General features: G+C 46.2%; 22 protein-coding genes and 1 other annotated feature. All 22 genes read right to left on the reverse strand.

Features of this window, described 5'->3' with window-relative positions:
• Window positions 1–31: 31 nt before the first annotated feature.
• The 22 genes from minD to hemA all read right to left on the reverse strand — a co-directional run bounded on the left by minD (window position 32) and on the right by hemA (window position 24,998).
• Window positions 32–826: a septum site-determining protein MinD gene (gene minD / locus V5G21_RS01855; protein ID WP_011247453.1), complete on the reverse strand. Its 795-nt coding sequence runs from the start codon at window positions 824–826 to the stop codon at window positions 32–34.
• Between the two features lie 29 nt (window positions 827–855).
• On the reverse strand, window positions 856–1,539 hold the full coding sequence (gene minC / locus V5G21_RS01860; protein ID WP_011247454.1) for a septum site-determining protein MinC: 684 nt from the start codon (window positions 1,537–1,539) through the stop codon (window positions 856–858).
• An 80-nt stretch (window positions 1,540–1,619) separates the two neighbouring features.
• Complete coding sequence (mreD, locus tag V5G21_RS01865; RefSeq protein ID WP_011247455.1) at window positions 1,620–2,144, reverse strand: rod shape-determining protein MreD; 525 nt, start codon at window positions 2,142–2,144, stop codon at window positions 1,620–1,622.
• Window positions 2,141–3,022 (reverse strand): rod shape-determining protein MreC, encoded by an 882-nt coding sequence (gene mreC, locus V5G21_RS01870; protein ID WP_011247456.1) that lies wholly within the window; start codon window positions 3,020–3,022, stop codon window positions 2,141–2,143. The genes mreD and mreC overlap by 4 nt, the downstream gene beginning before the upstream one ends.
• A gap of 11 nt (window positions 3,023–3,033) precedes the next feature.
• Window positions 3,034–4,068 carry a rod shape-determining protein gene (locus V5G21_RS01875; protein WP_011247457.1) on the reverse strand — a complete coding sequence of 345 codons (1,035 nt, stop codon included), beginning with the start codon at window positions 4,066–4,068 and terminating at the stop codon, window positions 3,034–3,036.
• 236 nt (window positions 4,069–4,304) lie between these two features.
• On the reverse strand, window positions 4,305–4,997 hold the full coding sequence (gene radC, locus V5G21_RS01880) for a RadC family protein (protein ID WP_011247458.1): 693 nt from the start codon (window positions 4,995–4,997) through the stop codon (window positions 4,305–4,307).
• Window positions 4,998–5,010: 13 nt separating this feature from the next.
• A complete protein-coding gene (locus V5G21_RS01885) occupies window positions 5,011–5,586 on the reverse strand; it encodes a Maf family protein (protein ID WP_011247459.1) in 576 nt (191 codons plus the stop codon).
• 277 nt (window positions 5,587–5,863) lie between these two features.
• Window positions 5,864–7,810 (reverse strand): S9 family peptidase, encoded by a 1,947-nt coding sequence (locus V5G21_RS01890; RefSeq protein WP_011247460.1) that lies wholly within the window; start codon window positions 7,808–7,810, stop codon window positions 5,864–5,866.
• Between the two features lie 141 nt (window positions 7,811–7,951).
• Window positions 7,952–9,043, reverse strand: a complete 1,092-nt coding sequence (locus tag V5G21_RS01895; RefSeq protein ID WP_011247461.1) for a hypothetical protein — start codon at window positions 9,041–9,043, stop codon at window positions 7,952–7,954.
• 56 nt (window positions 9,044–9,099) lie between these two features.
• Entirely contained in the window at window positions 9,100–9,819 is a 720-nt protein-coding gene (locus V5G21_RS01900; protein WP_338465184.1) for a prepilin peptidase, read from the reverse strand.
• A gap of 145 nt (window positions 9,820–9,964) precedes the next feature.
• Window positions 9,965–11,275 carry a folylpolyglutamate synthase/dihydrofolate synthase family protein gene (locus V5G21_RS01905; RefSeq protein WP_338465185.1) on the reverse strand — a complete coding sequence of 437 codons (1,311 nt, stop codon included), beginning with the start codon at window positions 11,273–11,275 and terminating at the stop codon, window positions 9,965–9,967.
• A gap of 65 nt (window positions 11,276–11,340) precedes the next feature.
• A complete protein-coding gene (locus tag V5G21_RS01910; protein ID WP_035201804.1) occupies window positions 11,341–13,983 on the reverse strand; it encodes a valine--tRNA ligase in 2,643 nt (880 codons plus the stop codon).
• A 38-nt stretch (window positions 13,984–14,021) separates the two neighbouring features.
• Window positions 14,022–14,247, reverse strand: a binding site (T-box leader).
• A gap of 312 nt (window positions 14,248–14,559) precedes the next feature.
• Window positions 14,560–15,324 (reverse strand): hypothetical protein, encoded by a 765-nt coding sequence (locus V5G21_RS01915; RefSeq protein ID WP_338465186.1) that lies wholly within the window; start codon window positions 15,322–15,324, stop codon window positions 14,560–14,562.
• Window positions 15,325–15,571: 247 nt separating this feature from the next.
• Window positions 15,572–16,570, reverse strand: coding sequence for a spore coat protein YsxE (ysxE, locus tag V5G21_RS01920; protein ID WP_011247467.1), 999 nt, complete (start codon window positions 16,568–16,570; stop codon window positions 15,572–15,574).
• Complete coding sequence (locus V5G21_RS01925; protein WP_035201808.1) at window positions 16,567–17,439, reverse strand: hypothetical protein; 873 nt, start codon at window positions 17,437–17,439, stop codon at window positions 16,567–16,569. Before V5G21_RS01925 ends, ysxE begins: the two co-directional genes overlap by 4 nt.
• A 7-nt stretch (window positions 17,440–17,446) precedes the next feature.
• A complete protein-coding gene (gene spoVID, locus V5G21_RS01930) occupies window positions 17,447–18,580 on the reverse strand; it encodes a stage VI sporulation protein D (RefSeq protein ID WP_035201810.1) in 1,134 nt (377 codons plus the stop codon).
• A 249-nt stretch (window positions 18,581–18,829) separates the two neighbouring features.
• A complete protein-coding gene (gene hemL, locus V5G21_RS01935; RefSeq protein WP_011247470.1) occupies window positions 18,830–20,122 on the reverse strand; it encodes a glutamate-1-semialdehyde 2,1-aminomutase in 1,293 nt (430 codons plus the stop codon).
• 4 nt (window positions 20,123–20,126) lie between these two features.
• Entirely contained in the window at window positions 20,127–21,104 is a 978-nt protein-coding gene (gene hemB / locus V5G21_RS01940) for a porphobilinogen synthase (RefSeq protein WP_035201813.1), read from the reverse strand.
• A complete protein-coding gene (locus V5G21_RS01945; protein ID WP_035201815.1) occupies window positions 21,101–21,859 on the reverse strand; it encodes a uroporphyrinogen-III synthase in 759 nt (252 codons plus the stop codon). The genes hemB and V5G21_RS01945 overlap by 4 nt, the downstream gene beginning before the upstream one ends.
• Window positions 21,856–22,791, reverse strand: coding sequence for a hydroxymethylbilane synthase (gene hemC, locus V5G21_RS01950; protein WP_035201818.1), 936 nt, complete (start codon window positions 22,789–22,791; stop codon window positions 21,856–21,858). Before hemC ends, V5G21_RS01945 begins: the two co-directional genes overlap by 4 nt.
• Before the next feature lie 10 nt (window positions 22,792–22,801).
• Entirely contained in the window at window positions 22,802–23,617 is an 816-nt protein-coding gene (gene ccsA / locus V5G21_RS01955) for a cytochrome c biogenesis protein (protein ID WP_035201819.1), read from the reverse strand.
• Between the two features lie 16 nt (window positions 23,618–23,633).
• On the reverse strand, window positions 23,634–24,998 hold the full coding sequence (hemA, locus tag V5G21_RS01960) for a glutamyl-tRNA reductase (protein WP_035201820.1): 1,365 nt from the start codon (window positions 24,996–24,998) through the stop codon (window positions 23,634–23,636).
• Window positions 24,999–25,026: the final 28 nt, after the last annotated feature.

The raw sequence follows: 25,026 nt of genomic DNA on the forward strand, positions 1-25,026 counted from the left end.
AAAAAAAGAACCTGCACAAAGGCAGATTCTTTTAACGGACTCCAAACAGCCGTTTTATTTTTGAAAACATCGTATTGCTTTCCTCAATCGCCATTAATGGGACTGTTTCCCCCAAAATTCTTCTTCCAATGTTGCGGTAAGCAATTGACGCTTTACTCGATGTATGTAGGGCAATGGGCTCGCCTTTATTCGAATGTTTAATGACCTGGTCATCATCGACAACAATGCCAAGTAAATCAATAGCAAGAATAGAGGTAATTTCATCTACATCTAGCATTTCACCATTTTTTACCAAATGATTGCGAATACGGTTCACAATTAGCCGTGGGCGCTCAATATTTTCTTGTTCAAGCAACCCAATAATCCGATCAGCATCGCGGACAGCAGACACTTCCGGTGTCGTGACGACAATTGCTTTATCAGCACCGGCAACTGCATTGCGGAAACCATGCTCGATTCCCGCTGGACAATCGATAATAACATAATCATAGTCTTCTTTTAATTCGTTGACCAGGCTTTTTAACTGCTCCGGCAACACATCGGTTTTATCTTTCGTCTGTGCCGCAGGTAACAAGTACAAATGGTCGAACCGCTTGTCTTTGATAAGCGCCTGCTTTAATTTGCAGCGGCCCTCCACTACATCTACCAAGTCATAGATAATCCGATTTTCCAGTCCCATCACAACGTCAAGATTCCTCAGGCCAATGTCTGCGTCGATTAAGCATACCTTTTTGCCTGATAGCGCAAGCGCCGTTCCAATATTCGCTGAGGTTGTCGTTTTGCCGACTCCGCCCTTGCCGCTTGTTACAACGATCGCTTCACCCACGCTCTCATCCCCCTTTTTCTTTTGTCAATCTAGGAAACGGCTTCTTTGTTGATTTCCGCTGCCACATCCAAAAGCCGCTGCACTCGTTCAATGCGAATGCTACCGTTCACCTCATCTAGAAAAGCTGCTTTCATATGATCCTCTACAGCCTCGTCTTTATCGACAAAATACAGCGATTCGTCTGCAATTTGTAACCCAGCAGGCGCCATCATTGCCGCACAAATGCGGGCATCTCGTTTGCCTTCAAACCCGGCATGAGCACGCCCTTTTAAAGCGCCCATTACATAAATGCTCCCTGTAGCCGTCAGAAGCCCACCGGGATTAATGTCGCCGACAAGTAAGACATTTCCTTTGACATGGACGACTTGTCCAGAACGAATCATTCTCGTTAAAGTCGTTGTTTGCGCATGCTCCTTCATCAATTGTGCTTCTTCCCAAGAAATGACGCCAGAGTCATAATGCTCAATCCGCATATTACGGCCTTCTGTGACAACCGCTTCTAGCTGCGCTTTATCTTCTTCATTTAAATATCGGTTGCCCAAATCCATTTTAACGTAAACCGGCCGTTCTTCTTCGCCACTTTTGTAGTAATTGGCCGATAGTTTGTCTGTAAGCTCTTTTATTAATTCATCAAAAGAACAGCGGTCATCTAAAAGAAACGTCAACCCATCCTTTGTGCCTTTGATGGTGACGAATGATTTTCCACGTGTCATCCATTATCACCTCGGTACCTATCTCTTTGTCGTTTCGTTTCTATCAAGACTAGTTCCACACGATCCGCCAAACTCCTGCTTTAGCGCTGGCGAATGCGCGCTTGCTCTAAGACATGGGCAGCGAGTTTACGCACAGGGAGAACAATGAGGATCGCAAAAGCGCTGTTTAACACAAGTGTTGGCAAAAGCCGGTCCATAAAAAAGGTGCTTCCTTGCATTTCTGTTACGCCCAAAACATAAAATAGGCCATATTGGTAGTATTCAAACGCAAAAACAGCAACAATAGCGAGCACGACAGCCCAAAGCGCCGATTCCTTTACAGCTTTTAAAGGAACCGCAAGCGCATAGCCGAGGCAAGCAAAGCCAAACGTATAGATGCCAAGATAGTTTGTATAAACGACATCAAAGATTAGCCCAAATGCAAGCCCGTACAACATCCCTACCTGCTTGCCAGAATAAAGGCCAATCAGCACAATAACGATAAGCGCGAAGCGAGGAACGACAATTTGGTCAGAGCCTGTATAATTGAGAAGCAAATTAGGCAACAAAGAGCCCTCTACAACGAGTAAAAAGAGAAGAACGAGCGAAAAGTACGTTCTGCTCATTCCGCCTCACCTTCTTCAAGCAGCTCTTCATCCATAGAAGGTAGATGACGCTGGACGATGAACACATAATCGAGTGCTGAAAAATCTGCTGTAGGACGAATGTATACATTTTGAGAAAGACCATATTCGTCTGCTTCCGTATGGTCGACTTCTCCTATCAACAAACCAGCAGGGTAGACATCGCCAAGGCCTGAAGTTGTTACGGTTTGTCCTTCTTCAATTTCGCTTTCCACGTCAACTTTGCGCATGATCAATAAATCATTTTCTTCATCATAACCTTCAATGAAGCCGACAGCCGTGTCATCCTCAAGCACTACTTGTGCCGACACCCGGTTTGTCGGATCATTGTCGCTGAGCAGTTGTACGTAGGATGTAAACTTGCTCGTCCGGCTTACTTTGCCGATTAATCCACCTCGGGAATCAACGACGGCCATGTCGGCAGTGACTTCGTCAGTTTGCCCGCGGTTTAAACCAACGTATTGTTCCCAAGCGTCTGGAGAACGGTTAATGACAACCGCAGAGATTTGATCATAATCGTTTAGCGTTTCGTCAATCCCCAGCATATCGACTAAACGGGCATTTTCTTCTTTTAGGAGGTCCCGTTCCACCGAGATTTGCGTATACTCTTCAAGCCGGGCCCGCAAAAGTTGGTTTTCATTATAGACGTCAAAGATTTCCTGAATGTTTTCATAGATGTCGCCAACAAAATGGGCGGGCCGGGCAAAGACATTTTGCACCCACCCGATTGCATCGCGCATAATTTGTTCCGGCTCTGACAAATCCCGATCCCGATTCATCGAGAATCCAATTAACGCCACTAGAATGATAATGCTCACCAGTAAGACGATAAGCTTTTTATTGGAGAAAAAAGACCTCATCCCTTACACCCTTACTTCCAGTCCGATCTTGTTTGGCTACTTGACTTGCCCCGGAACAAGTGAATGTTTTCCAACGCTTTTCCTGTGCCAATGGCCACGCAGTCAAGAGGTTCTTCAGCGACAATGACCGGCATATTCGTTTCCTCACTAAGGACTTTGTCCAAGTTGCGCAACAGCGCCCCTCCACCAGTTAAAACAATGCCACGGTCCATAATATCAGCAGCAAGCTCAGGCGGCGATTGCTCAAGCGTGCTTTTTACTCCGTCAATAATTGTTGCCACTGTATCCGCCAGTGCATTGGATATTTCTTCGGCTGTCACCGTAATGGTTTTCGGCAGCCCAGTCAACAAATCACGGCCACGTATATCCATCTCACCATTTTGCTCGTCGTCGGAACTGGCCGAACCAATTTCCAACTTTAACGTTTCAGCAGTCCGCTCGCCAATCAATAAGTTGTATGTCTTTTTCACATATTGAATAATGGCATCGTCCATTTCATCGCCAGCGACACGGATTGACTGGCTCGTGACAATTCCTCCTAAAGAAATGATCGCGACTTCCGTCGTGCCACCGCCAATATCAACTACCATGCTTCCTGTTGGTTCCCAGACAGGAAGATTGGCGCCAATCGCAGCCGCAAATGGCTCCTCCAGCGTATAGGCTTCTTTAGCCCCTGCTTGTTTTGTCGCATCTTCAACCGCCCGTTTTTCGACAGCAGTAATGCCTGAAGGCACACATACCATGACAGCCGGTTTTTTACTAAACATCGAGCTGTTCTTCATTGCCTGTTGGATAAAGTATTTTAACATTGTCGCCGTCGTGTCAAAATCTGCAATTACGCCGTCTTTCATCGGACGGACGGCAACGATGTTCCCTGGCGTACGGCCAATCATGTTTTTAGCGTCATTTCCGACTGCTTGAATCGAATTGGTATCGGTTCTTAGCGCGACTACCGATGGTTCGCGTAGCACAATTCCTTTTCCTTTTGTATAAACGAGTGTATTTGCTGTTCCTAAATCGATTCCAATATCTTTGCTACCAAACATTTTATATGTACTGTCCGACCAAAATACAGCCGCTATTACGCTGGCTGCTACCCCTAATGATCAAACAGAAAGCCTCCCTTTATTACACGTAGGTTCGTGTCTTTTGTTTTTTGTATTCATAGTGTGAAACATCGCTTGTCATAATATGAAATCATACCCATTATTATATCGAATAACTGCAAAAAAAAATAGCCTTAAAGTTCCCCAGGCATAAAAATCTGTCCAAAGTCTGAAACTCACGAAATTGTTGCGAAAAAACCACGTTCTTTTAGGCTAATAAAACAACCATCACCAACAATAATATGGTCGAGCAATTCAATTCCGAGAATGGCTCCAGCTTGACGCAAACGCTTGGTAACACTGATGTCTTCCGGGCTTGGACTTGGGTCTCCGCTAGGGTGATTATGGAGGCAAATGACAGAGGCAGAGGATGATTGAAGGGCTTCTTTAAATACCTCCCGCGGATGGACAATGCTCGCATTGAGGCTGCCAATAAAGAGTGTTTTTTGCTTTATCACATGATTTTTTGTATTTAAATACAATGCTACAAAGTGTTCTTGTTGTAGGCCGCGCATATCTTCTGAAACGAGCTCTGCGGCATCTTCAGGCGAGGAAATTACGGGCCTCACAAGCTTGGTTTCTCTCTGAATTCTCCTGCCTAGTTCAATCGCAGCAGACAATTCAATTGCTTTAGCCATCCCAATACCTGGTACTTTTTGAATTTCTTCTAACGGCGCTTCACTGAACATCGCCAACGTCGGAAACTGGCTCAATAACGTAGACGCTACATGTAGCGCCGAGCTTTGCTTCGTGCCTGTTCGAAGCAAAATCGCGACAATCTCTTGATTTGACAATGCTTTGGCCCCTTCACGGATAAACCGTTCCCGGGGGCGCTCTGTTTGTGGTACATCGCGTATAAGCAACGTCATCATCCAACCCCTTTTAACCGATATTCGGATAGATATGAAATTTTTCCAATGCTTTTGCTGTTTTTGAAAGAGGTAGCCCCGCTACTGTATAAAAATCTCCTTCTATTCGCGAGACAAAAATGGCGCCAAAGCTTTGAATTCCATATGCTCCAGCTTTATCAAGCGAATCACCTGATTGCAAATAGCGTTCTAACCGCTCTGGTGTCAGTTCGTCAAACGTCACTTTGGCTGCATCAGAAAAAACATGTTCTTTATTTCCATGTAGGATGGCAACACCTGTATAAACGGTATGGGTGCTATTCGACAATGCCATGAGCATCGTTTTTGCTTCTGCCACATTCGCCGGCTTGCCTAAATGCTTGCCATTATGGACAACAATTGTGTCAGCGCCAAGAACGACGGCATTCGGATGATTAGCTGCGACTGAAGCCGCCTTTCGCCTCGCTAGCTCTTTTACAATGGTGTCATTCTCCCATGTTGGGTCAAATGTTTCCTCTACATTGCTTGGTTGGGTAAAAAATTGATAGTGGCATTGCTTTAAAAACTCGCTGCGCCTCGGGGAACTTGAGGCTAATAGAAAGGTATTCATGAAGTCACCTCTACATCGTTTTTATCTAGTGTACAGGTTCTTCGTTAGTTTACCAAATCGTGTACTGGAAAAACAAGACTGTTTTTTAGAGAGAATATACATGAAGGCAGCGTATAAGAGTGCCAAACTTGGCGTCCGCCTTATGAGGGACGATTTTTCACCGTAGCTAAAATAGGTTCTCCTTCAGTAAATCGAACCGCTCGCAAATAAGGAAACATAGTGGCGAGCGGCATCGATCGCTACTGCTTTCAAATATAAACACTTAGCCTATAACGTGTCATAACCGCTTGGAAAACCAATCTGCTATCGCATTGAGACGTTCAATCCGCAAATTCGGCTTACCACTTCTTGACAGTTCATGATTAGCTTCCGGGAAACGGATAAATACAGTCTCTTTCCCATGCTTTTTCAACGCAATAAACAATTGCTCTGCTTGTTCAATCGGACAGCGATAGTCTTTTTCACCGTGCAAAATAAGCAATGGCGTTTCCACGTTTTCAACGTATTTGAGTGGCGAATGGGCCCACAGTGTTTCGATATCATGCAAGTCTGCTTTTATTTGCCACTCTGAAAAATAGTAGCCAATATCGCTTACGCCATAAAAACTAATCCAATTGGATATCGAGCGTTGCGTAACAGCCGCTTTGAACCGATTCGTATGGCCAACAGCCCAATTTGTCATAAAGCCACCGTAACTTCCCCCAGTCAGACCGATGCGCTCCTGGTCAATCCAGTTATGTTGGCCAATTGCAAAATCAAGGACATCCATTAAATCTTGGAAGTCCCCTCCGCCATAATCGCCACGGACCGCATCAGCAAACGCTTGCCCGTACCCAAGGCCACCACGGGGATTGGTAAACAACACGCCAAACCCTTTCGCGCATAATAGTTGAAATTCATGAAAATACGTACGGGCATACATCGCATGGGGACCGCCATGTACTTCTAAAACAAGCGGATACGTTTTTCCTTCTTCAAACCCAATCGGCTTCATTAGCCAACCTGCGACAAAACTGCCATCTTCCCGTTTATAACAAATTTCTTCTAGCTCGCTAAACTCATACGTACGCCGCGGTTGGTCATTGAATGACGTATGTTCATGAAGCGTCCCAGTAGCAAGATCAAGTCGGTAAGCCTCGCTAAGCTGTTTGACGTCGCTTATCGTCACAATCGCTTGCCCTTTTTGAAAATCAAATCCATTTATGTGACGCTTTTCATGCGTGACCTGATTCACTGTGCCATCGAGGCGAAACGACCAAACATTTACATCGCCTTCTTTTGAAACAAGCGCATAAATGGACTGACCATCTTCTCCCCATTTCAGCCCATTTGATCCAATATTCTGTAAAAAATCCCCAATTGCAACGTCGCCAATCGAGGCATCCAGTTGGCTGGAAAGCAAACGGATTTCTTGCTTTTGGCAATCATAAACATATAGCTTCGTCAATGTCGCGTTTTTGTATTCTCTCTCATGGCCTAGGAGAGCGACATAAGAACCATCAGGTGATACGGATCCGCTTTGCACGACCATTGGTTCCTTTGTGATTTGCGTTTTTGCTCCCGTATCCAAGTCAATAAACCAAACATCGACAGCAAAAGTAAAATCATTGTTTTCGTTATGGCTGCCAGCTACAAGGACAGCGCGTCCATTTGCTGAAAAGTCAATTACATTTACGTCAGCAGGGCTGTCTGTTACCCACTTCCACTTTTTTGTGGCAATGTCGATTACGCCAATTTGTTTCAAGCTGCCATCAAACAAACCTCTTTCGTCTGACTTATATTTCATTGCCTCTACCACTAATGGCTTTGGCCAATCATTGCTTGTCCCTGTTTCTTCAGGCTGTTTATAAGCAGCAAAGGCAATTTTGCTCCCGTCAGGTGACCAAAAAAACGCGTTAACGCCATTTTCGAGATCTGTCAGCTGTTCAGCTTCCGCCATGCCTTGTTTTACATAAACTTGCATTTTTCCAGTCCGGTTTGAGAGATAGGCAAGCGCCCCAGTTGAGGACCATTTTGGTGAAATATGCTTATCGTTCCCAAATGTCCATTGAGAAACGTGACTACTTTTTTGCATGTCCAGTCCGTAAATATTGGCTATGTAGTCATTTTTTTGCTTGTCCATTTTTGTGACAACAATTGCAGCACTCTTGCCATCAGGCGCTACTGCTGGGCTTGTCACTGTTGTTAATTCATATAGTGTCTCTGCAGATACGCGGCTTTTCATCAAAGCATCCCTCCTGTTTACCATTATAAACAGAAACTTCGAGTATAGAAAGAATAATAAGGAATAGAATGTCACCGCGTGTCTTTTATCCGTCTAAGTGGGGGCATCGACAATCTTAAAAAGAACGCTCAAAAGCGTTCTTCAATGTTTGATCGCAGCGATGGCATTTTCATAATCGCTTAATGCCTGCAAAAGTGCTTGCTGTGTTGCCCATAATAGTGGTTCTTCCACGTTTTCTTGGTACGATTCAAGATTGGCTGTTGCTTCAGAAAGAGCATCACTCATCGCCAATGCGAATGGTTTGGCTTCCTCGCCTAACTCGGAAAACGCCCCATCACGGTTGGAACGTAGCTCTGCAACCGCTGTATTCAACTGCTGCAGCTGTTCTTGGTTTAAAGGAGAGTTATCAGTTGCTAACAACTGGCTAGAGGACAAGTCTGCGAGAGCGCTGTACAAAGAATAAGCGTCAGTGAACCAAGCAGCGGCTGCTTCTCCGCCGGCTTCAGGCACGCCTCCTTCGACCGTATACGTTTTCACATAGACTTCTTGACCTGCGTTTGACACAAGCGTGCCAAGCTCTTCGGCGCGGGAACGGTCCCCGGCAACGCCAACAAACATAAACCATGGCTCCTCCTGGCCGATTAATGTCGCTGGCAGCCCTTTTGCTTTTGTTGACTGAATGACTTGCTCCGCTTGGCCTGGCTCGTCAAATGCTGCGCCTTGCACAACATCCACTTGCATTGTCGGAAAGGCAACCTGGCCACTAGCAGCCACCGAGACTGCTTGTGGTGTCTGATCTTGAGCAGGGCTTGCAATGACAAATTGGTAGAGGACAGCCCCTAATCCTACGCCGACGACAATCGCTGATACAACAGCAGCGACTATGTTCCACGGAAACGCTTTTGCCGTCCAGTTTGTAGGACGCTTCCGTTTTTTTGGAGGCAGCTTTGGCGACTTTGAACGGTTGCCATCATCCCAAAAACGTTCCTCTTGTCCACGTTCTTCCCGTTTTCTGTTTAAATCAATGACTTTGTCCGGCTTCGGCAAAAATTCATCCTCACTGCTGCTTTCGTTTATCGTTTCTTCTGGTTTTTGAAAAGGCGTCCCATCCCATGTCAATACTTCCAGCGGTGGGCTTTCTTCTTGTTCACTCGTTTTAGCGGGTGTCTTTTTGGGCGGCAGTGGTTCGTTGTGATCAAAGCGAAAAGACATCGTTTTTTTGTTGTTTTCCATTTTTTATACACCCCTTTCTGCTTTTATCTATATGAGGCTTGTCTATTTTTAGAACGTCAAATCCTAGCCGCAAAATAAACAAGCAATGCTGCGGCACTGATAAATGGCGCAAAAGGGATTGCCGTGTTTGGTGCAAACTTTCCTACTACCGTTTTCGCTCCTACAAATAATAAAGCCAAACAAGCAGCACAAGCGACCATAGGCAAAAACAGCTTTGGCCCCAGCACAATAGCAAGCACGACAAATAATTTCAAATCGCCACCGCCCATGCTTCCATTGAGGCACGCAGCTACGAGAATAAGAAGCATCATTGCTGTACTGATTGCGCTAAGCCACGAAAACGGTACTGGCACGACACACAAGCGCAAAAAAACAAGAGGAATGGCAAAAAACAACAACACCATATTCGGGATCATCATCCGGCTATAATCAGTCATTGACACTAAGAGAAGCATAACGATGAGAAGAATGGAAACAACCAATTCAAGGCGAAGACCTATCAAAAGCCAGGCAAGCAAATACAAACCAGCGCTGGCGATTTCGATAAGTGGATAGGAGATGGAAAGAGGCATTCGGCAATGTTTGCATTTTCCAGATTGGATGACATACGAAACAATCGGAATCAACTCAGACGGCCCTAATACGCGGCGGCAGCCCTCACAACGCGACCGTCCCCAAAAACTTAAGCGCAGTGGCACCCGTGTTGCCGCTACATGGAGGTAAGAACCCATTAGCCCTCCACAAATAGCAGCATAACAGGATATGACGAGAGACATCTTCACCTCTCCTTCCTTTTCGTCTTCGTTTTTCGACGAAAATAGCCTAATTCCTGCAAAAATGTTTCAATCTTCTAGTGAATATCGCCATTTTTGACTCATGTGAGACGAGCCGCAAATGAAAGCCTGCTGCATTATAAGTACGTCACATGCCTTCTTTGTGAGAAGCCAACGATTGCCGCACCTCTGAAATAAAATAAAGGGACCCTGTCACAACAAGGACATCCTGCTCGCCAAGGTTTTCCATCATTGTTTTGAGCGCTTTTCGCCAATCAGCTGCTACCTGCTTTCGCTTGACTGGTGCTTGTTTGAATAGGTCTTCAGCATTCGCAGCACGGTGGAAATCAAAGCTTGTGAATGAAAATGCTACTTCAAGGCCGCTTGTTGCAAACGGCTTTAACAACACGTTCATGTCTTTTTCTTTTGTCGATGCAAGCAATACATGGATGCTCTTGTCGCTAAAACGTTCTTGTAAAGCAGCTGTTAGGGCTAAAAAGCCTTCTTCATTATGAGCTCCGTCTAAGACGATTGGTGGATTCACTTGGATAATTTCAAACCTTCCTGGCCAACTTGTGTTGGCAATCCCGATTGCCTTGGCTTCCTTCCCGATCTGCCGCTTCAGTGAATTGCTGAGCAACGAAACAGCTTTAAGGGCAAGCGCGGCATTTTTATGTTGGTGTGCCCCGTAGAGCCCAGCATGATAACGAACGGCTTCCTCGTCCTTTTCCTCTTTGTATGTAAACGTTCGTCCTTGGAGGCTCTCAACCAAAAACGTTTCATTTAACTGGTGCAAGGGACTTCCTATTTGGCGAGCTGTCTCGGAAATAACTGTATACGCTTCTTCCCCTTCGACACCGGAAATAACCGGAATGCCTGGCTTAATAATGCCCGCTTTTTCATAGGCAATTTCCGCCAGAGTATGGCCGAGAATGTGCATATGGTCGTGACCAATCATGGTAATAATAGATAAAACAGGCGTCACTACATTGGTGGAATCGAGTCTGCCACCTAGGCCGACTTCAATTAAACAAATGTCCGGTTTAGCGACTTCGGCAAAGTGGTAAAACATCATCGCCGTCAGCACTTCAAACTCTGTTGGCGACCCAAGGTCAGACTGTGCCACTTCCTCGACAACCGGCTTTAGGCGCTGGGCAGCTTGAAGCAAATCACGATCGGAAATGGGCACACCGTTCACCGAAATGCGCTCTGAAAACTGCTCAATGTAGGGCGATGTAAACGTGCCGACTGAAAAGCCGCCCGCTGTAAGGATGTGACGTAAAAAACTGACAGTCGAACCTTTTCCGTTGGTGCCGGCGACATGGACGGCCGTCAGCCTTTGTTCTGGGTGGCCTAACGCTTCAAGCATCCATTCCATTCGCTTTAATCCTGGCTTTATGCCAAAAGGCAATAGCGAGTGGATCCATTGTACTGCTTCCTCTGCTGTTTTCACTTCCATCCCCGCTTTCCTAATCAGTCTGTTTGAAAAAAACCCAGCGAACGGCCGCTGGGCTAAAAAATGCGTTATGCCTTCAGTTCAGCGATGCGCTCAATCACCGTTTGCCGCTTCGCTGCGTAATCTTGCTGTTTGGCTTTTTCCTCTTCTACGACATGGGACGGCGCTTTTGCAAGAAAGCCTTGGTTGTTTAACTTTTTCTCAATCCGTTCAACTTCCTTGTTTAACTTATCTAGTTCTTTTTCTAACCGCGCCACTTCTTTATCTAAGTCGAGCATGCCAGCCAACGGCAAGAATAGTTCCATTCCCGAAAGTGCATGGGACATAGCCTTTTCTGGTGTAGCCAAGTCGACCGCTATATCGAGCAGACTTGGATTGGCAAATTTCTCAATATAAGCGACCCCTCTTTGGAGCCGTGCCGCCATTTGTTCGTCTTGCGGACGGATCTTTAGCTCAATTTGTTTGCTCATTGGCACATTTAGTTCCGAGCGTGTTGTCCGGATGGCATGGATGAGCGATTTAAGTGCTTCCATGTCTTCTACGGCTTCCTCAAAAACAAGAGATTGATCGTACACTGGCCAGTTGGCAACGGTAATCGATTCGCCCTCATGAGGAAGATGCTGCCATATTTCTTCCGTAATAAATGGCATAAACGGATGGAGCATCCGCATCGTTTGGTCAAGGACATGAGCTAACACAGAACGAGTTGCCTGTTTTGCTTGCTCATTTTCCCCATAAAGGGCGAGCTTTGCCATCTCAATGTACCAATCACATACATCGTCCCAAATGAACGAATAGAGTAATCTTCCAGCTTCGCCGAATTCGTAAGCATCGATTAATCGAGTCACCGACTCTACCGTTTCTTGCAAACGCGTTAAAATCCACTTGTCCGCAATTGACTTTTCTTGGTTAATATCGATGTCGCTATAAGAGAAACCATCCATGTTCATTAAGGCAAACCGGGAAGCATTCCAAATTTTATTGCCAAAATTCCAAGTCGACTCAACTTTTTCCCAGTAAAAACGCAAATCGTTTCCAGGTGTGCTGCCTGTTGCCAAGAAGAAACGTAAAGAATCAGCGCCATACTTGTCAATAACCTCTTGCGGATCGACGCCATTGCCAAGAGATTTGCTCATCTTCCTTCCTTCCGCATCACGAATCAGACCGTGAATAAGCACGTCTTTAAATGGCCGTTGGCCAGTAAAGGCTTTGCCTTGGAAAATCATCCGCGATACCCAGAAGGCAATAATGTCATAGCCTGTCACTAACACATTAGTCGGGTAGTAACGCTTATAGTCAGGCGCTTCCTCGTCAGGCCAGCCCATTGTTGAAAAAGGCCAGAGTGCAGAGCTAAACCAAGTATCAAGGACGTCTTCATCTTGACGCCAGTTTTCGCTGTCACGAGGAGGCTCTTTGCCAACATAAATTTCGTTTGTTTCTTTATGGTACCAGGCTGGAATTTGGTGACCCCACCACAGTTGTCTCGAAATACACCAATCGCGGATGTTTTCCATCCAGCGTATATATGTCTGTTCAAACCGTTGCGGCACAAATGTCACTTTTGTATCAGCATGTTCTTGAAGCTTCAATGCCTCTTCTGCTAACGGGCGCATCTTCACAAACCACTGTGTTGATAAGTATGGCTCTACTACAGCGCCGCTACGTTCTGAATGGCCGACAGAATGGAGATGGTCTTCAATTTTGAAAAGAACTTGTTGTGCTTGCAAATCTTTGACAATCTGCTTCCGGCACTCAAAACGGTCCATTCCTTCATACTTCCCTGCTTTTTCATTCATCGTGCCGTCTTCATTCATGACAAGGACACGAGGCAAGTTATGGCGGTTGCCAATTTCAAAATCATTAGGATCGTGGGCAGGCGTAATCTTGACAGCGCCAGATCCAAATTCACGATCTACATAATCATCGGCAATGATCGGAATCTCTCTTCCTACAATTGGCAGTTTGACCATTTTTCCAATTAAATGCTGGTACCGTTCATCATCAGGATGCACAGCTACAGCTGTATCACCTAGCATGGTTTCGGGCCGTGTCGTGGCAATTTCGATTGAACCGCTTCCGTCGCTAAGGGGATAGCTCATGTGGTAAAACGCCCCTTGGACGTCCTTGTAAATGACTTCAATATCAGACAGAGCCGTTTTTGTTTGCGGATCCCAATTAATAATATATTCGCCTCGATAAATAAGCCCTTTGTTATATAGACTGACAAACACTTCTTTTACCGCATCGGACAGCCCTTGGTCTAGGGTAAACCGTTCTCGGCTATAGTCAACGGAAATGCCGACTTTTGCCCATTGCTCCCGTATAAACTTAGCGTATTCGTCTTTCCACTCCCACGATTTCTCTAAAAACGCCTCGCGGCCAAGGTCGTATTTGGAGATGCCTTGTTCCCGGAGTTTCCCCTCTACTTTTGCTTGCGTAGCAATGCCTGCATGGTCCATTCCAGGCAGCCACAGCGTGTCGTACCCTTGCATCCGCTTCGTCCGTGCTAGGATATCTTGAATGGTCGCATCCCAAGCATGCCCTAGATGAAGTTTTCCTGTTACATTTGGGGGCGGGATGACAATCGAGTAAGGTTGTTTATCAGGGTCACCTGTCGCCTCAAAAAATTTTCCTTTGAGCCAATACGTATACCATTTTTTTTCGGTTGCGCTTGGATCATACTTAGTTGGCATCGAGTGCTGTTCTTCCATTTTTTATCCTCCTTCACGTAAAAAAACCCCCGTTCATCTCAAAGGACGAAGGGAGTGTTCGCGGTGCCACCTTTGTTCACGGCATACTTGTAACCGTGCAGCTCGACTTTTTTGTAACGGTCAAAAACCGATTCCGCTTACTAACTCGTTCAGCGGAACAGCTCACAGGCGACCTTCAAACGCTTGTAGCCTAGGAAACTTCCAGCCTTGGTTTCCCTCTCTTTGAGGCACAGCCATTCTACTCTTCCTGCTCATCGCTTTTTATAGGATATGTCCGTATTTTACCGTTTGCCAGTGCAATCGTCAATAACAGCTTTGCCGGATAAGCGTTTTTTATACGAAGCCTTTCTTGGAGCACGCAAATAAGCAATGTTTGCATAAACTATTGCAAACCATTCACAGGAGGTCATGAACATGGCTAAACGGTTTCGGGGCTTTCCGCCTCCACACCCACCACATTGCCCGCCGAAAAAAGGATGGGGATTTAAAAACATTTTGCTCCAAGTGCTGCCGCCTATTATTGTTTTCCAACTTCTGCGCACCCTCTTTTTTCCGACTACGTTTGATTTGATTGTGTTAACTGTTATTATTGTTTTGTTTTTCTGCCTCTTCCTGCGTATTTTTTAAAGTGGCTGTAGCGTGTGGGGGAGGTGGCAAGGCTACCGGCATTTGCCCATCTTGCGTTTGTTCCTGTTGTTCCTCTAAAACGTATTTAAGGCGCCTTGCGCCAAACCAGCCGACAACGGACAGCACAAGGAACAACAGGCTACTCGGGAAGTCCAATATCACTGTAAGAAGCCCATCCCAAAGCCTCATTGCCGTAAAAAACAGCAACACAGCGAGCAGCTGACTTGCGACACCAGCTACTTTCCAAATGTTCGCGCGTTTTTTTTGCTTTGTGCCATGCACCATATAGATGCCTGAAAGGCCAAAAACAGCGAGTAACACGAGGGGAAACAATGAAAATTTTGTCGCTTGCACAGTGGCATCAAAAAAGCCAATAAATTGGACGATTGTCTGGACAGCAAAGGCAACCGCCAAAATGAGCATGCCTGTTGCAAGCGCTTGGGCTACTTTCAGTTTTGCAGGCTGCTTCGGTATACCTAAAAGCCGTTGTTGACAATAAGCAGCGACACTATGCTTTTGTACATGAAGAGGGAGGCGGCGCTGTTCAAGCTCAAGCCATTCAGCAATGATTTCAGCGAGGACTTGATTCGCCTGCCGCGAAGAAATCGGCGCTGAATAGATATAATGGGATACTTCTTCAAAAAGAAGTTGGTTTTCTTCGCTTAGCTTCTCTGCTTTCGTTCTAATATCGTTTGCGCGCAACATGTTGCCCACAGCTCATTGACACCTGCCTTTGCTCCTCATCGTTGTATTTTATTAAGATCTAGACTCTTTCATTTAACAGGAGAGCGGATTGTTTTTCAAGCTTTAACATTGCAGCAAAGCATTAACGCAAAAAAGGAATGCACACCCAATTGTCAACTAGTTGCCAGAAATGAATAGACAACCTATATTCCATGGAGCCTGATTTTTTTATTTCTTCGGTGGCAAAGAAAAAGCCTTCAGAGTGAAAGCTGAAGGCTTATGCTTCCTTTTTTTCTTCGGCTGGAGCAAGTTTGGACACAAAACGCTGAACTTTGCGCATGGCCATGATCCGCTTCTCAAGGCGCCGGACATGCTCAAGTTCGTTTCCCCCGTGCCTATAATCGCCGATCGCGTAATAAATTGGATCTGGATACAATAAGTACGCACAAAGGAGATGCTTTTCAGAATCAAGCAATGGCAAATGTTGCTCATAGCGATGCAACCAACGGAACACTTCATCCTCTTCCCATAATGCGTAAGGAAAGCTGCGTCGGCAAAAGGCGGCCAAGTCCCGTGCTGGTGTGTCTAAACTTGCTTGTTCAAAATTAAACAACAACAGTTCGTTTGTTTCGGTCGCCATTGCATGGTGACGAGAAAGCCTTCCATGTGTCAGCACGCTTCTATAGGAACGTTTTTCTAAAGTTGCTTCGTACCATTTTTCCAACTGGTTGCGCGCCCCTTCAGCAAGCTGTTCCAGCAAGCCGTAATGGGTTAAAAACGTTAACTCAAAGGGCGAAATATAACGATTCTGTTCAGCTTGATCAGCAAAACGGGACATTTCTAAAAAATGCCTGTCCCAACGAGCCAACAACCGTTCACACGATCCATCGAGTGACTCTTTTACAGCTGGCTGTGTCTTTACCGTTATGCGGTGGATGACACCAAGATGATCTGCAATCGTTTCTTCAATCGAGACGCGGCTTTGATAGTCAACCTCATTGACCCACGGCATTAAATAATAGCTTTTATCCCCAGCAAAAAGCGTATACTCGCCAAACTTCGTTGGCAAAACAGGGATAAATTGCCTGAAACGAAGCTTTGTCAACTTGCGGATCGCATGAACAAATTCATCGGCGCGGATTCGGTCAATATCCGTCTCCTTTAAAGCAAATATGCCTTGGTCCGTCTCTACACGGATTAACTTCTGGCCGACTTGTTCGATTGCCCTTGGCTGTAAATCATAGTAAAACAAAATGGCTTCATAGAGCGGATTCATACTTTCACCCTCTTTTCATCTAGCCAATTAGCAAATGCTGAAACAAACGTCCTTGTTTTGTCCCAATCGGAAACGGCACGTTCCACTAACACTGCCAGCTCTTTGTCGCGATTGCCTGATGCGTACGACAACAACGGGTCAAGCTCATGCACTTGCAGCCCTTCTGCCAACAGCGCCTTTTTTTCTGGCGTTGTCAATGCTGCTTGTGCATCCAATGCATCGAGCAACGCCCAAAATGATTCTTGTCCATGTTCAGCGTACCAGTTCTTTAAAAAGCGCATCATTGAACCGTATCCTACTTCAGGAGGCTTAGTCGTCCCTTTCACTACAAGCATATGAAAGAGAATTCCAGACTGTTCAGGCGCTTCGATCTGAGCCATTACCGGTTGCTTTTCCTGCGCTAGTTTTTCAGCTTTTGCCTGACGCTTCTCCGCTTCCTTCCACAATCCTTTTACAACCTTTTGTTGTTCAGGCTCGAGGCTGGGCAGCAGGCACTCCAATTCTGCCAAAGGTTTGGCCCTTTCTTCCCTATCCTTGCTTTCCTTCCTCCCGTTCGCCACCATAGCTCCTAATAGCGTGCCCCACTGCTGTTCATACCCTTTTTGCAAACAGCTAGGAACGATGTGGTCATGAACCGTGACGTACCGGCCATCCACTTTTATAAAAGGCTTTCCGTCTTTTGTGCGAATCATGCGATCCATCAAGACAGTTGGCGTGACGCTGCAACTGTCACGCCAATTTGTATGCCAATCCAATAACGCTTTATCTTGCCAGTATTCAAGCCGTTTTGTCCCATAGTCTGTCAAGAGCTGATCGTTTTCCAGAGTGGCATCTCCAAACCCGTAGCGTGCTTTCAATTGCTCAATCATTGTCTGCCTACTCCGCTTTCACAGGTATATAGAGAATTTGCCCTTCTGATACCTGTTCATCAGCTAAATTGTTATAGCGCGTCAATTGGCTTGCTGACAGTTCATACCGCTCGGCAATCGTGTCAAGCGTTTCATTTTCTTGAATGATGCACATTTTCCACTTTGTAAATTGCTCGACTTCATTTCTGAGCATGCTCGTCAAATACGTCGCGTTTTCTTCTCGCTCACCTTTTTGATCTTCCTCTTCAAGTGCTTCTTCTTCTAGTTCTTGGTCATCGCCTGCTAGCCCGTCTTCCTGCTGTTGAGATTCCTCATAACGAACCTCTTCTGCTACGGCTTCTATCACCTCATCTTCAGTCGTTTCCACAGACGCTTTTTTCTCTTGCTCAACGTCCAGTTCATTCTCTGTTGACCTTGGCGACACCGATTCAGAAGGCGGTGATGTTTCATGATTGTTTTCAAGTGCTGCTTCAAAAGCGGCAGAGATGTCCAACACTTGCTCTCGATGTTCTTGAGGATTTTCTGCGCCAGCTGATGCTGTTTGTTGTGCATCGGATTCGACTGTTGGTTTTTGCAAACTCGGCTCTTCTCCGTCAGGCTCCTTGTAAGCAGTGAAAGAAAAAGCCGTTTCTTCCGCTTCTTCTTCCTGTTCCAACTCACGGTCATCTGCATCGGCTTCCAGCTCCTGTTTTTCCGCTTTCATGCCGCTAATGCTAACGTCAGCCGTCAATTGGATGCAGCCTTTCTCTGGCAGATCATAGTCAAAGCTGGCAATTTCCACAAAAATATCATCAATATGTTGGATTCGAGCCATCGGAATTGTAATATCAATTGGAAACAAATGCTCAATCTCGCCAACTTCCCCTTCATGCTCAGTCAATTGCCCAGATTGGCGGAAATCGCTCAAGTCAGCAAATGATTCTCCATCATCAATGCGCTGTTCTTCTTCTACACCACGGTCAATTTTGTACTCACCGACAAAACGTAGTCCACCCTTAATCGTTACATGCTCGCCGTCTTGATCGACAAAGATCTCTGGCGTTAAGGTCATGCCAAGAATTTCGTCAATTTGTTGCCCTTGGTTCAGCCATACGGAATCTTCTATGGAAAAGGTTAACGTCGATGATTGCTCCTGCGCCACTCTAATTCCCCCTTCTCAAATGTCCTAAAAACGTTGTACATTATAACGTTTATGACACAGTTTATGTGATTATGCGTGGCCTCGGTCTATTTAAATCGTTAATAAAGATCTGGCGGCCTCTCCTAATCGGCCAAGCTTGACGAAAAACAGGGGGTGAGAGGAGCGGACTGATGATAAGCAATGGTTGGCGCCCATACAAAAAAACCAGTTGGCAACTGTGCTCAACTGGTTTGTGCAAGTGAATGCTGTTTATTTCGTGGCGATTGCTTGAAAGACTCGCTCTGCTGCTGCAATGGTCGCCTCAATATCTTCGTTTGAGTGGGCCGTCGATAAAAACAACCCTTCAAACTGCGATGGGGCAAGAGAGATGCCCTCTGCCAACATTCCGCGGAAATAGGCGGCAAACAAATCCAAGTCGGACGTCTGCGCTTTTTCAAAGTTATACACGCGCTCGTCTGTAAAGAATAAGCCAATCATCGAACCAGCACGGTTAATTGAGTGGGGAATGCCATGCTGTTTCGCTGCGGCTGAAAGACCAGCTTCCAAACGTTCTGCTTTACGAGCAAACTCGCTGTAATCTGCTTTTGTAAGCTGTGAAAGTGTGTAATAACCTGCCGTCATCGCAAGAGGATTTCCAGAAAGGGTTCCTGCTTGGTAAATCGGTCCGCTTGGGGCGATTTGCTCCATAATTTCCCGTTTGCCGCCAAAGGCGCCGACAGGAAGGCCACCACCGATTACTTTCCCAAGGCATGTGAGGTCAGGCGTTACGCCAAATTCCCCTTGTGCACACGTATAGCCAACGCGGAAACCAGTCATGACTTCATCAAAAATCAGGAGCGTACCGTTTTCTTCCGTCCATGTTCGCAATGTTTCTAAGAAGCCTGGTTCTGGAGGGACAACTCCCATATTCCCTGCGACTGGCTCGACAATGACGGCTGCCAAATCATCTCCAAACGTCTCAAATACATAGCGGACGCTCTCCACATCATTGTAATGCACCGTCAGTGTATTTTGGGCTACACTTTCTGGAACACCTGGACTATCAGGGAGGCCCAGTGTTGCCACACCTGAACCTGCTTTAATTAATAGCGAGTCGCCATGTCCATGGTAACAGCCGACAAACTTCAAAATTTTGTTTCGGCCTGTATAGCCCCGTGCTAGGCGCAATGCGCTCATTGTCGCTTCCGTCCCTGAATTGACCATCCGAACAACATCAATCGAAGGAACGCGCTCGATGACAAGTTTGGCAAGCCTCGTTTCATATTCGTGGGGAGCGCCAAAACTTGTTCCCAGTTCTGTTGCTTTTTTTAACTCTTCGACGACAACGTCATTGGCATGTCCTAAAATGAGCGGCCCCCAAGACAGGACATAATCAATGTATTCATTTCCGTCAATGTCTTTTATTTTTGCGCCTTTCCCCTCTTTCATGTAAACCGGGTTCATGCCTACTGATTTAAATGCCCGCACCGGGCTGTTCACTCCGCCTGGCATAAGCGGCTGTGCTTCTTTAAACGCTTCAATCGACTTTGTCCAATTTCCCATGCTTTCAGCTCCCTTTAAGCCAGTTGGCTACATCTTTGGCATGATAAGTCAAAATCAAGTCTGCTCCTGCCCGCTTCATGCTAATTAATGTTTCCATTACCATTGCTTTTTCGTCAATCCAGCCATTTTGGGCGGCCGCTTTTACCATTGCATATTCGCCGCTTACGTTATAAGCGACAAGCGGCATGCCTGTTTCATTTTTGACTTCGCGGACAATATCCAGATAAGAGAGCGCAGGCTTGACAATTAAAAAGTCGGCTCCTTGTTCTACGTCTGAATGGGCTTCTCGCAAGGCTTCTTCACGGTTGGCAGCATCCATTTGGTACGTTTTGCGGTCACCAAAAGCAGGAGCGCTATTAGCCGCATCACGGAACGGGCCGTAAAACGCAGAAGCATATTTAACGGCATAAGACATAATTGGAATATCGGTAAAACCTGCCTCATCCAATCCGTTGCGGATCGCATAAACAAAGCCGTCCATCATATTGGATGGGGCAATGATGTCCGCCCCTGCTTCTGCTTGGGAAACAGCCGTTTTCGTAAGCAACGCTAAACTTTCATCGTTTAGGACATCGCCCTCTTTCACAAGTCCGCAATGGCCGTGGTCCGTAAACTCGCATAAACACGTATCGGCAATCACGACCATATTTGGAAACGCATGCTTTACTTGTCGAATCGCACGCTGGACGATGCCTTCCTCCGCATACGCTTGTGAACCACAAGCATCTTTTTCTGACGGGATACCAAATAGAATAATAGCCGGGATCCCTAACTTTTCCACTTCTCCCACTTCTTCATTTAGGCGATCAAGTGAAAACTGATAGACCCCTGGCATCGACGGCACTTCTGTCTTCTTGTTTTTTTCTTCTGTCACAAAAAGCGGATAAATCAAATCATCAGCTTGTAATGTCGTTTCTCGAACCATGCGGCGAATCGCGGCACTTTGGCGTAAACGGCGGTGGCGCGTAAATGGTTGGTTCATCGTTTCATTCCCCCGATATCGTTTAAAATCGTATCAATTAGCCCTTTAACAGTATATTCGCTCGCAGTCACTAGAGGAGATAGTCCGCATTGCTTTGCTGCTCGGGCTGTAACTGGGCCAATGCAGGCAATCGTTTTAGCGCGAATCCCAGCTGCAGGTGCGACATTGGCATAATGTACGGCCGCTGACGTACTTGTCAGCGTAACGTAATCAAATGTCTTTTGTTGTAAACGTTTCGCCTGTTCCTCGGCACCAGCAGGGCATAGTGTATCGTATACGATCATTTCTGTAACAGTGGCCTGTCTGTCAGATGATGAAAGGATGTCGCACACCGTTCTTTTAGCCAGTTGTCCCTTTACAACCAATACATCCGAATGTGGAGCAAGCAATGGGACCAACTCTTTTGCGAGCGCTTCACCTGTATATTCACTCGGAATAAAATCGCAATGGAGCCCTTGTTCTTCAAGAAGTTGTGCTGTTTTTGGGCCAACAGCCGCTACTTTTGCCGTAAATGGCTGCCCTTTATACAGGTCAAAAAAAGCGCGCACGCCATTAGCGCTCGTAAAGACAACCCAAGCAAACTGGTGTAAATGAGCAAATGTTTCCCTCAGCGCCGGTGTCAAATTCCTCGTAACGCATTGAATGAGCGGCAAAGAATGAGGTATAGCGCCTAAAACAGCTAGCTCGGCTGCCCACCTTTCGTTTTGCCGCTCATCTCTCGTAATGAGAATATGTTTCCCCTTTAGCGGTTTCATGACCCTTCCAGTTCGCTCCTGACCTTTTCAAGAATCGCTCCAGCCCCTTGTGCAGTCAACAGGCTAGACACCTCTTTCCCTAGCTCATCCGCAACCATTCCGCTTTTTCCTTCTTTTAGTATCGTTTTGCCGTCAGGAGAACCGACAAGCCCTGTCAGGAATACTGCGCCATCCTCAAGCACCGTTGCATACCCGCCAATCGGCACTTGGCAACCGCCGTTCATTTCCTTTAAAAAGGCTCGTTCTGCCAAAACGGCTTTTCCTGTTTCTTCATGGTGCAGCTTTGCTAACAGTTCCGTTGTTTCTACGTCATCCACACGGCATTCAAGCCCTAGCGCCCCTTGGCCAATCGCAGGCAAGCATACGTCTTTGTCTAAGTATTCGGTGATGACGTCCTCGCCATAGCCAAGCCGCTTTAACCCAGCTGCAGCCAAGACAATCGCCGAAAAATCTTCCTCTTTTAGTTTGCGCAAACGGGTCTCCACATTGCCCCGTATCCATTTCACTTGCACGTCTGGGCGCCTATGTAAAATTTGCGCAGAACGCCGTAAGCTGCTCGTTCCGACAATTGCACCAGCTGGGAGCTCGTCCAGTGTGTGGCCATTTTCGCTCACAAGCACATCCCGTGGATCTTCTCGCTCTGTAATTGCAGCAAGAGTGAATTCTTCCAACAGTTCGGAAGGCACGTCTTTCATTGAGTGGACTGCAACGTCAATTTCCCCAGAGCGGAGCGCTGCTTCAATTTCTTTAACAAACAACCCTTTCCCGCCTACTTTTGATAACGTCACATCGAGAATGCGGTCGCCCTTCGTCACAATTTCTTTCACTTCAAACTCATAGGGAACGCCAAGCTGTTTAAGCTGGTCAATGACCCAATTCGTTTGCGTTAACGCCAATTTGCTTCGGCGTGTGCCAATCACAATCTTTCGCATGTGCTCCTCCTTATAACCATGTGTGAAAATCTGTATAACGGCCGCTGACAATATAATTAATGAGCAAAACGGCAAAGGCGCCTATATTAAGCCAAATCGACCGATAGCCTTTTCCGACAATCACCAGCCGCAAATAAAAATAAAGCCCATAAGCAGCAAGAACGGACAATGACCAAATCGTTTTGGCATCCGTCCACCAAACATGGTCATATTGGCTAATCGACCAAACGACGCCCCAGATGACGCCGACCAAATAGAACGGAAAACTGGCCACAGATGCGAAGTACGAAAACTTCTCCGTTTGTGGCAGCGAATCAAGGCGAATGAGCCGCTTCCCCCATAGCCGCCGCTTCAAAAGCTGGTGCGCCAGCAAATAGAGCACTGCAGCAGCGGCTGCGACAGTAAAACCTGTGTAGGAAAGCAAAATAAACACAACATGCATGACAAGCAGTTCCGAGGCAAGCAAATCCATCGTTGCTTGTGTCACATCACCAGAAGGGACGAACAAGCTGCCTGACATTACGGCAAAACCGAGGACATTTAGGACGAACACTAAAAAGGCCATTTTCACTTTCCAATTAATGAAAAGCGAAACGGTCACAATCGACCATGCATAAAAAAACAGCCCTTCAAACGGAGTGATTAATGGGAGCCGGTCCAATTCAAACATCCGCATAACGAAGTAAACAGTTTGTAGCCCCCACACAAACAAAAGCAACCAAAAGGCAATTCGGTTGGCTTTTTGGTTGTTAGTCAAAAAGTCGATAAAATATCCAATTAAGCTCAAACTATAGAGCAAGACGGTGATTGGATAAACGAAATCCATTGGCCCTCACCACGCCCTATGTCCGCAACGCCATGCCTTGATTTAAGGAAGGGCGCTGCCCTTCTTTCCAAGATTGTTCCGCATGATCGGCTTCTGCCTTTTCAGCCAGTTCTATTTGTGCTTCAAGGGCGAAAATCGTCTTAAACAATTCAAGGGAATGCTTGGCATCTGGCTCAGCTGCAAGCTCTTTCACTCTCGTCAACGGGTCGCGGAGCAATTGATTGACAATGCTTTTCGTATGTTTGTTCAACACTTTTATGTCACGTTCTGATAAGTGAGGAAGCTTTCGCTCAATGCTTTCCATTGTATCGCCTTGGATTTGCAATGCTTTCTCACGCAAGGCTGTAATAAGAGGTACAACCCCTAGTGTGTTTAGCCATGCTTTAAAGTCATCGATCTCTGCCTCGATCATAACACCGATTTTTTCAGCCTCTTTTTTGCGCTCTTTTTTATTCGTTTCAACAATGTTTTGTAAGTCATCAATGTCGTATAAGTAAACGTCGCTAATCGTTGCAATTTCCGGGTCGATATCCCGTGGCACCGCGATATCAATCGCAAACAGCGGCCTGCCCTTCCGTTTTTTAAGGGCGTCTGCAGCATTTTCCTTTGTGACAACAAAGTCGCGGGCTCCTGTGGAGCTAATCACGACATCCGCTTCTTTCAAAGCATCATTCAATTCAGCAAAAGAGCGAGCCGTTCCGGCAAACTGGCTTGCCAGTTCCACCGCTTTTTCTTTTGTCCGGTTCATGACGCTAATCGAAGCTGCCCCATTCGCATAAAGATGTTTGGCCGTCAGTTCGCTCATTTTTCCAGCGCCTAAAATCAGCACATGTTTCCCTGAAAACGTACCGAAAATTTTCTTTCCCAGTTCTACGCCTGCATAGCTAACAGAAACCGCTTGTGAAGAAATTTCGGTTGACGAGTGCACACGTTTGCCGAGCGTAACCGCTTGTTTAAATAGCTGGTTAAACACCGTGCCTGTAACTTTCTCTTCTTGCGCGAGCAAAAAGGCCTGCTTCACTTGTCCAAGAATTTGCGTTTCGCCGATTACCATTGAGTCTAGCCCACAAGCAACGCGGAAAAGGTGTTCAATAGCATGGTCATTTTCACGGATAACCAAATACGGCGTTACATCTTCCATATCGACAGAAAACCACTCTGCCAAAAAGGCTTTTGCAAAATAGCGCCCAGTATGAAGCTGATCTGCGACTACATACAGTTCAGTCCGGTTGCAAGTAGAAAGGATAACGCATTCCATCATGCTTTTAGATGAGCGAAGCTTCTTAAGTGCTTCTGGAAGCTGGTGTTCGCTAAATACTAGTTTTTCCCGTATTTCTACTGGGGCTGTTTTATAATTTAATCCTATTGCGATCGTATGCATGTCATAGCCCCCTAAAGGTCGATCCAAT

This window comes from Shouchella rhizosphaerae, assembly GCF_036700015.1.
GTDB lineage: Bacteria > Bacillota > Bacilli > Bacillales > Bacillaceae_D > Shouchella > Shouchella rhizosphaerae.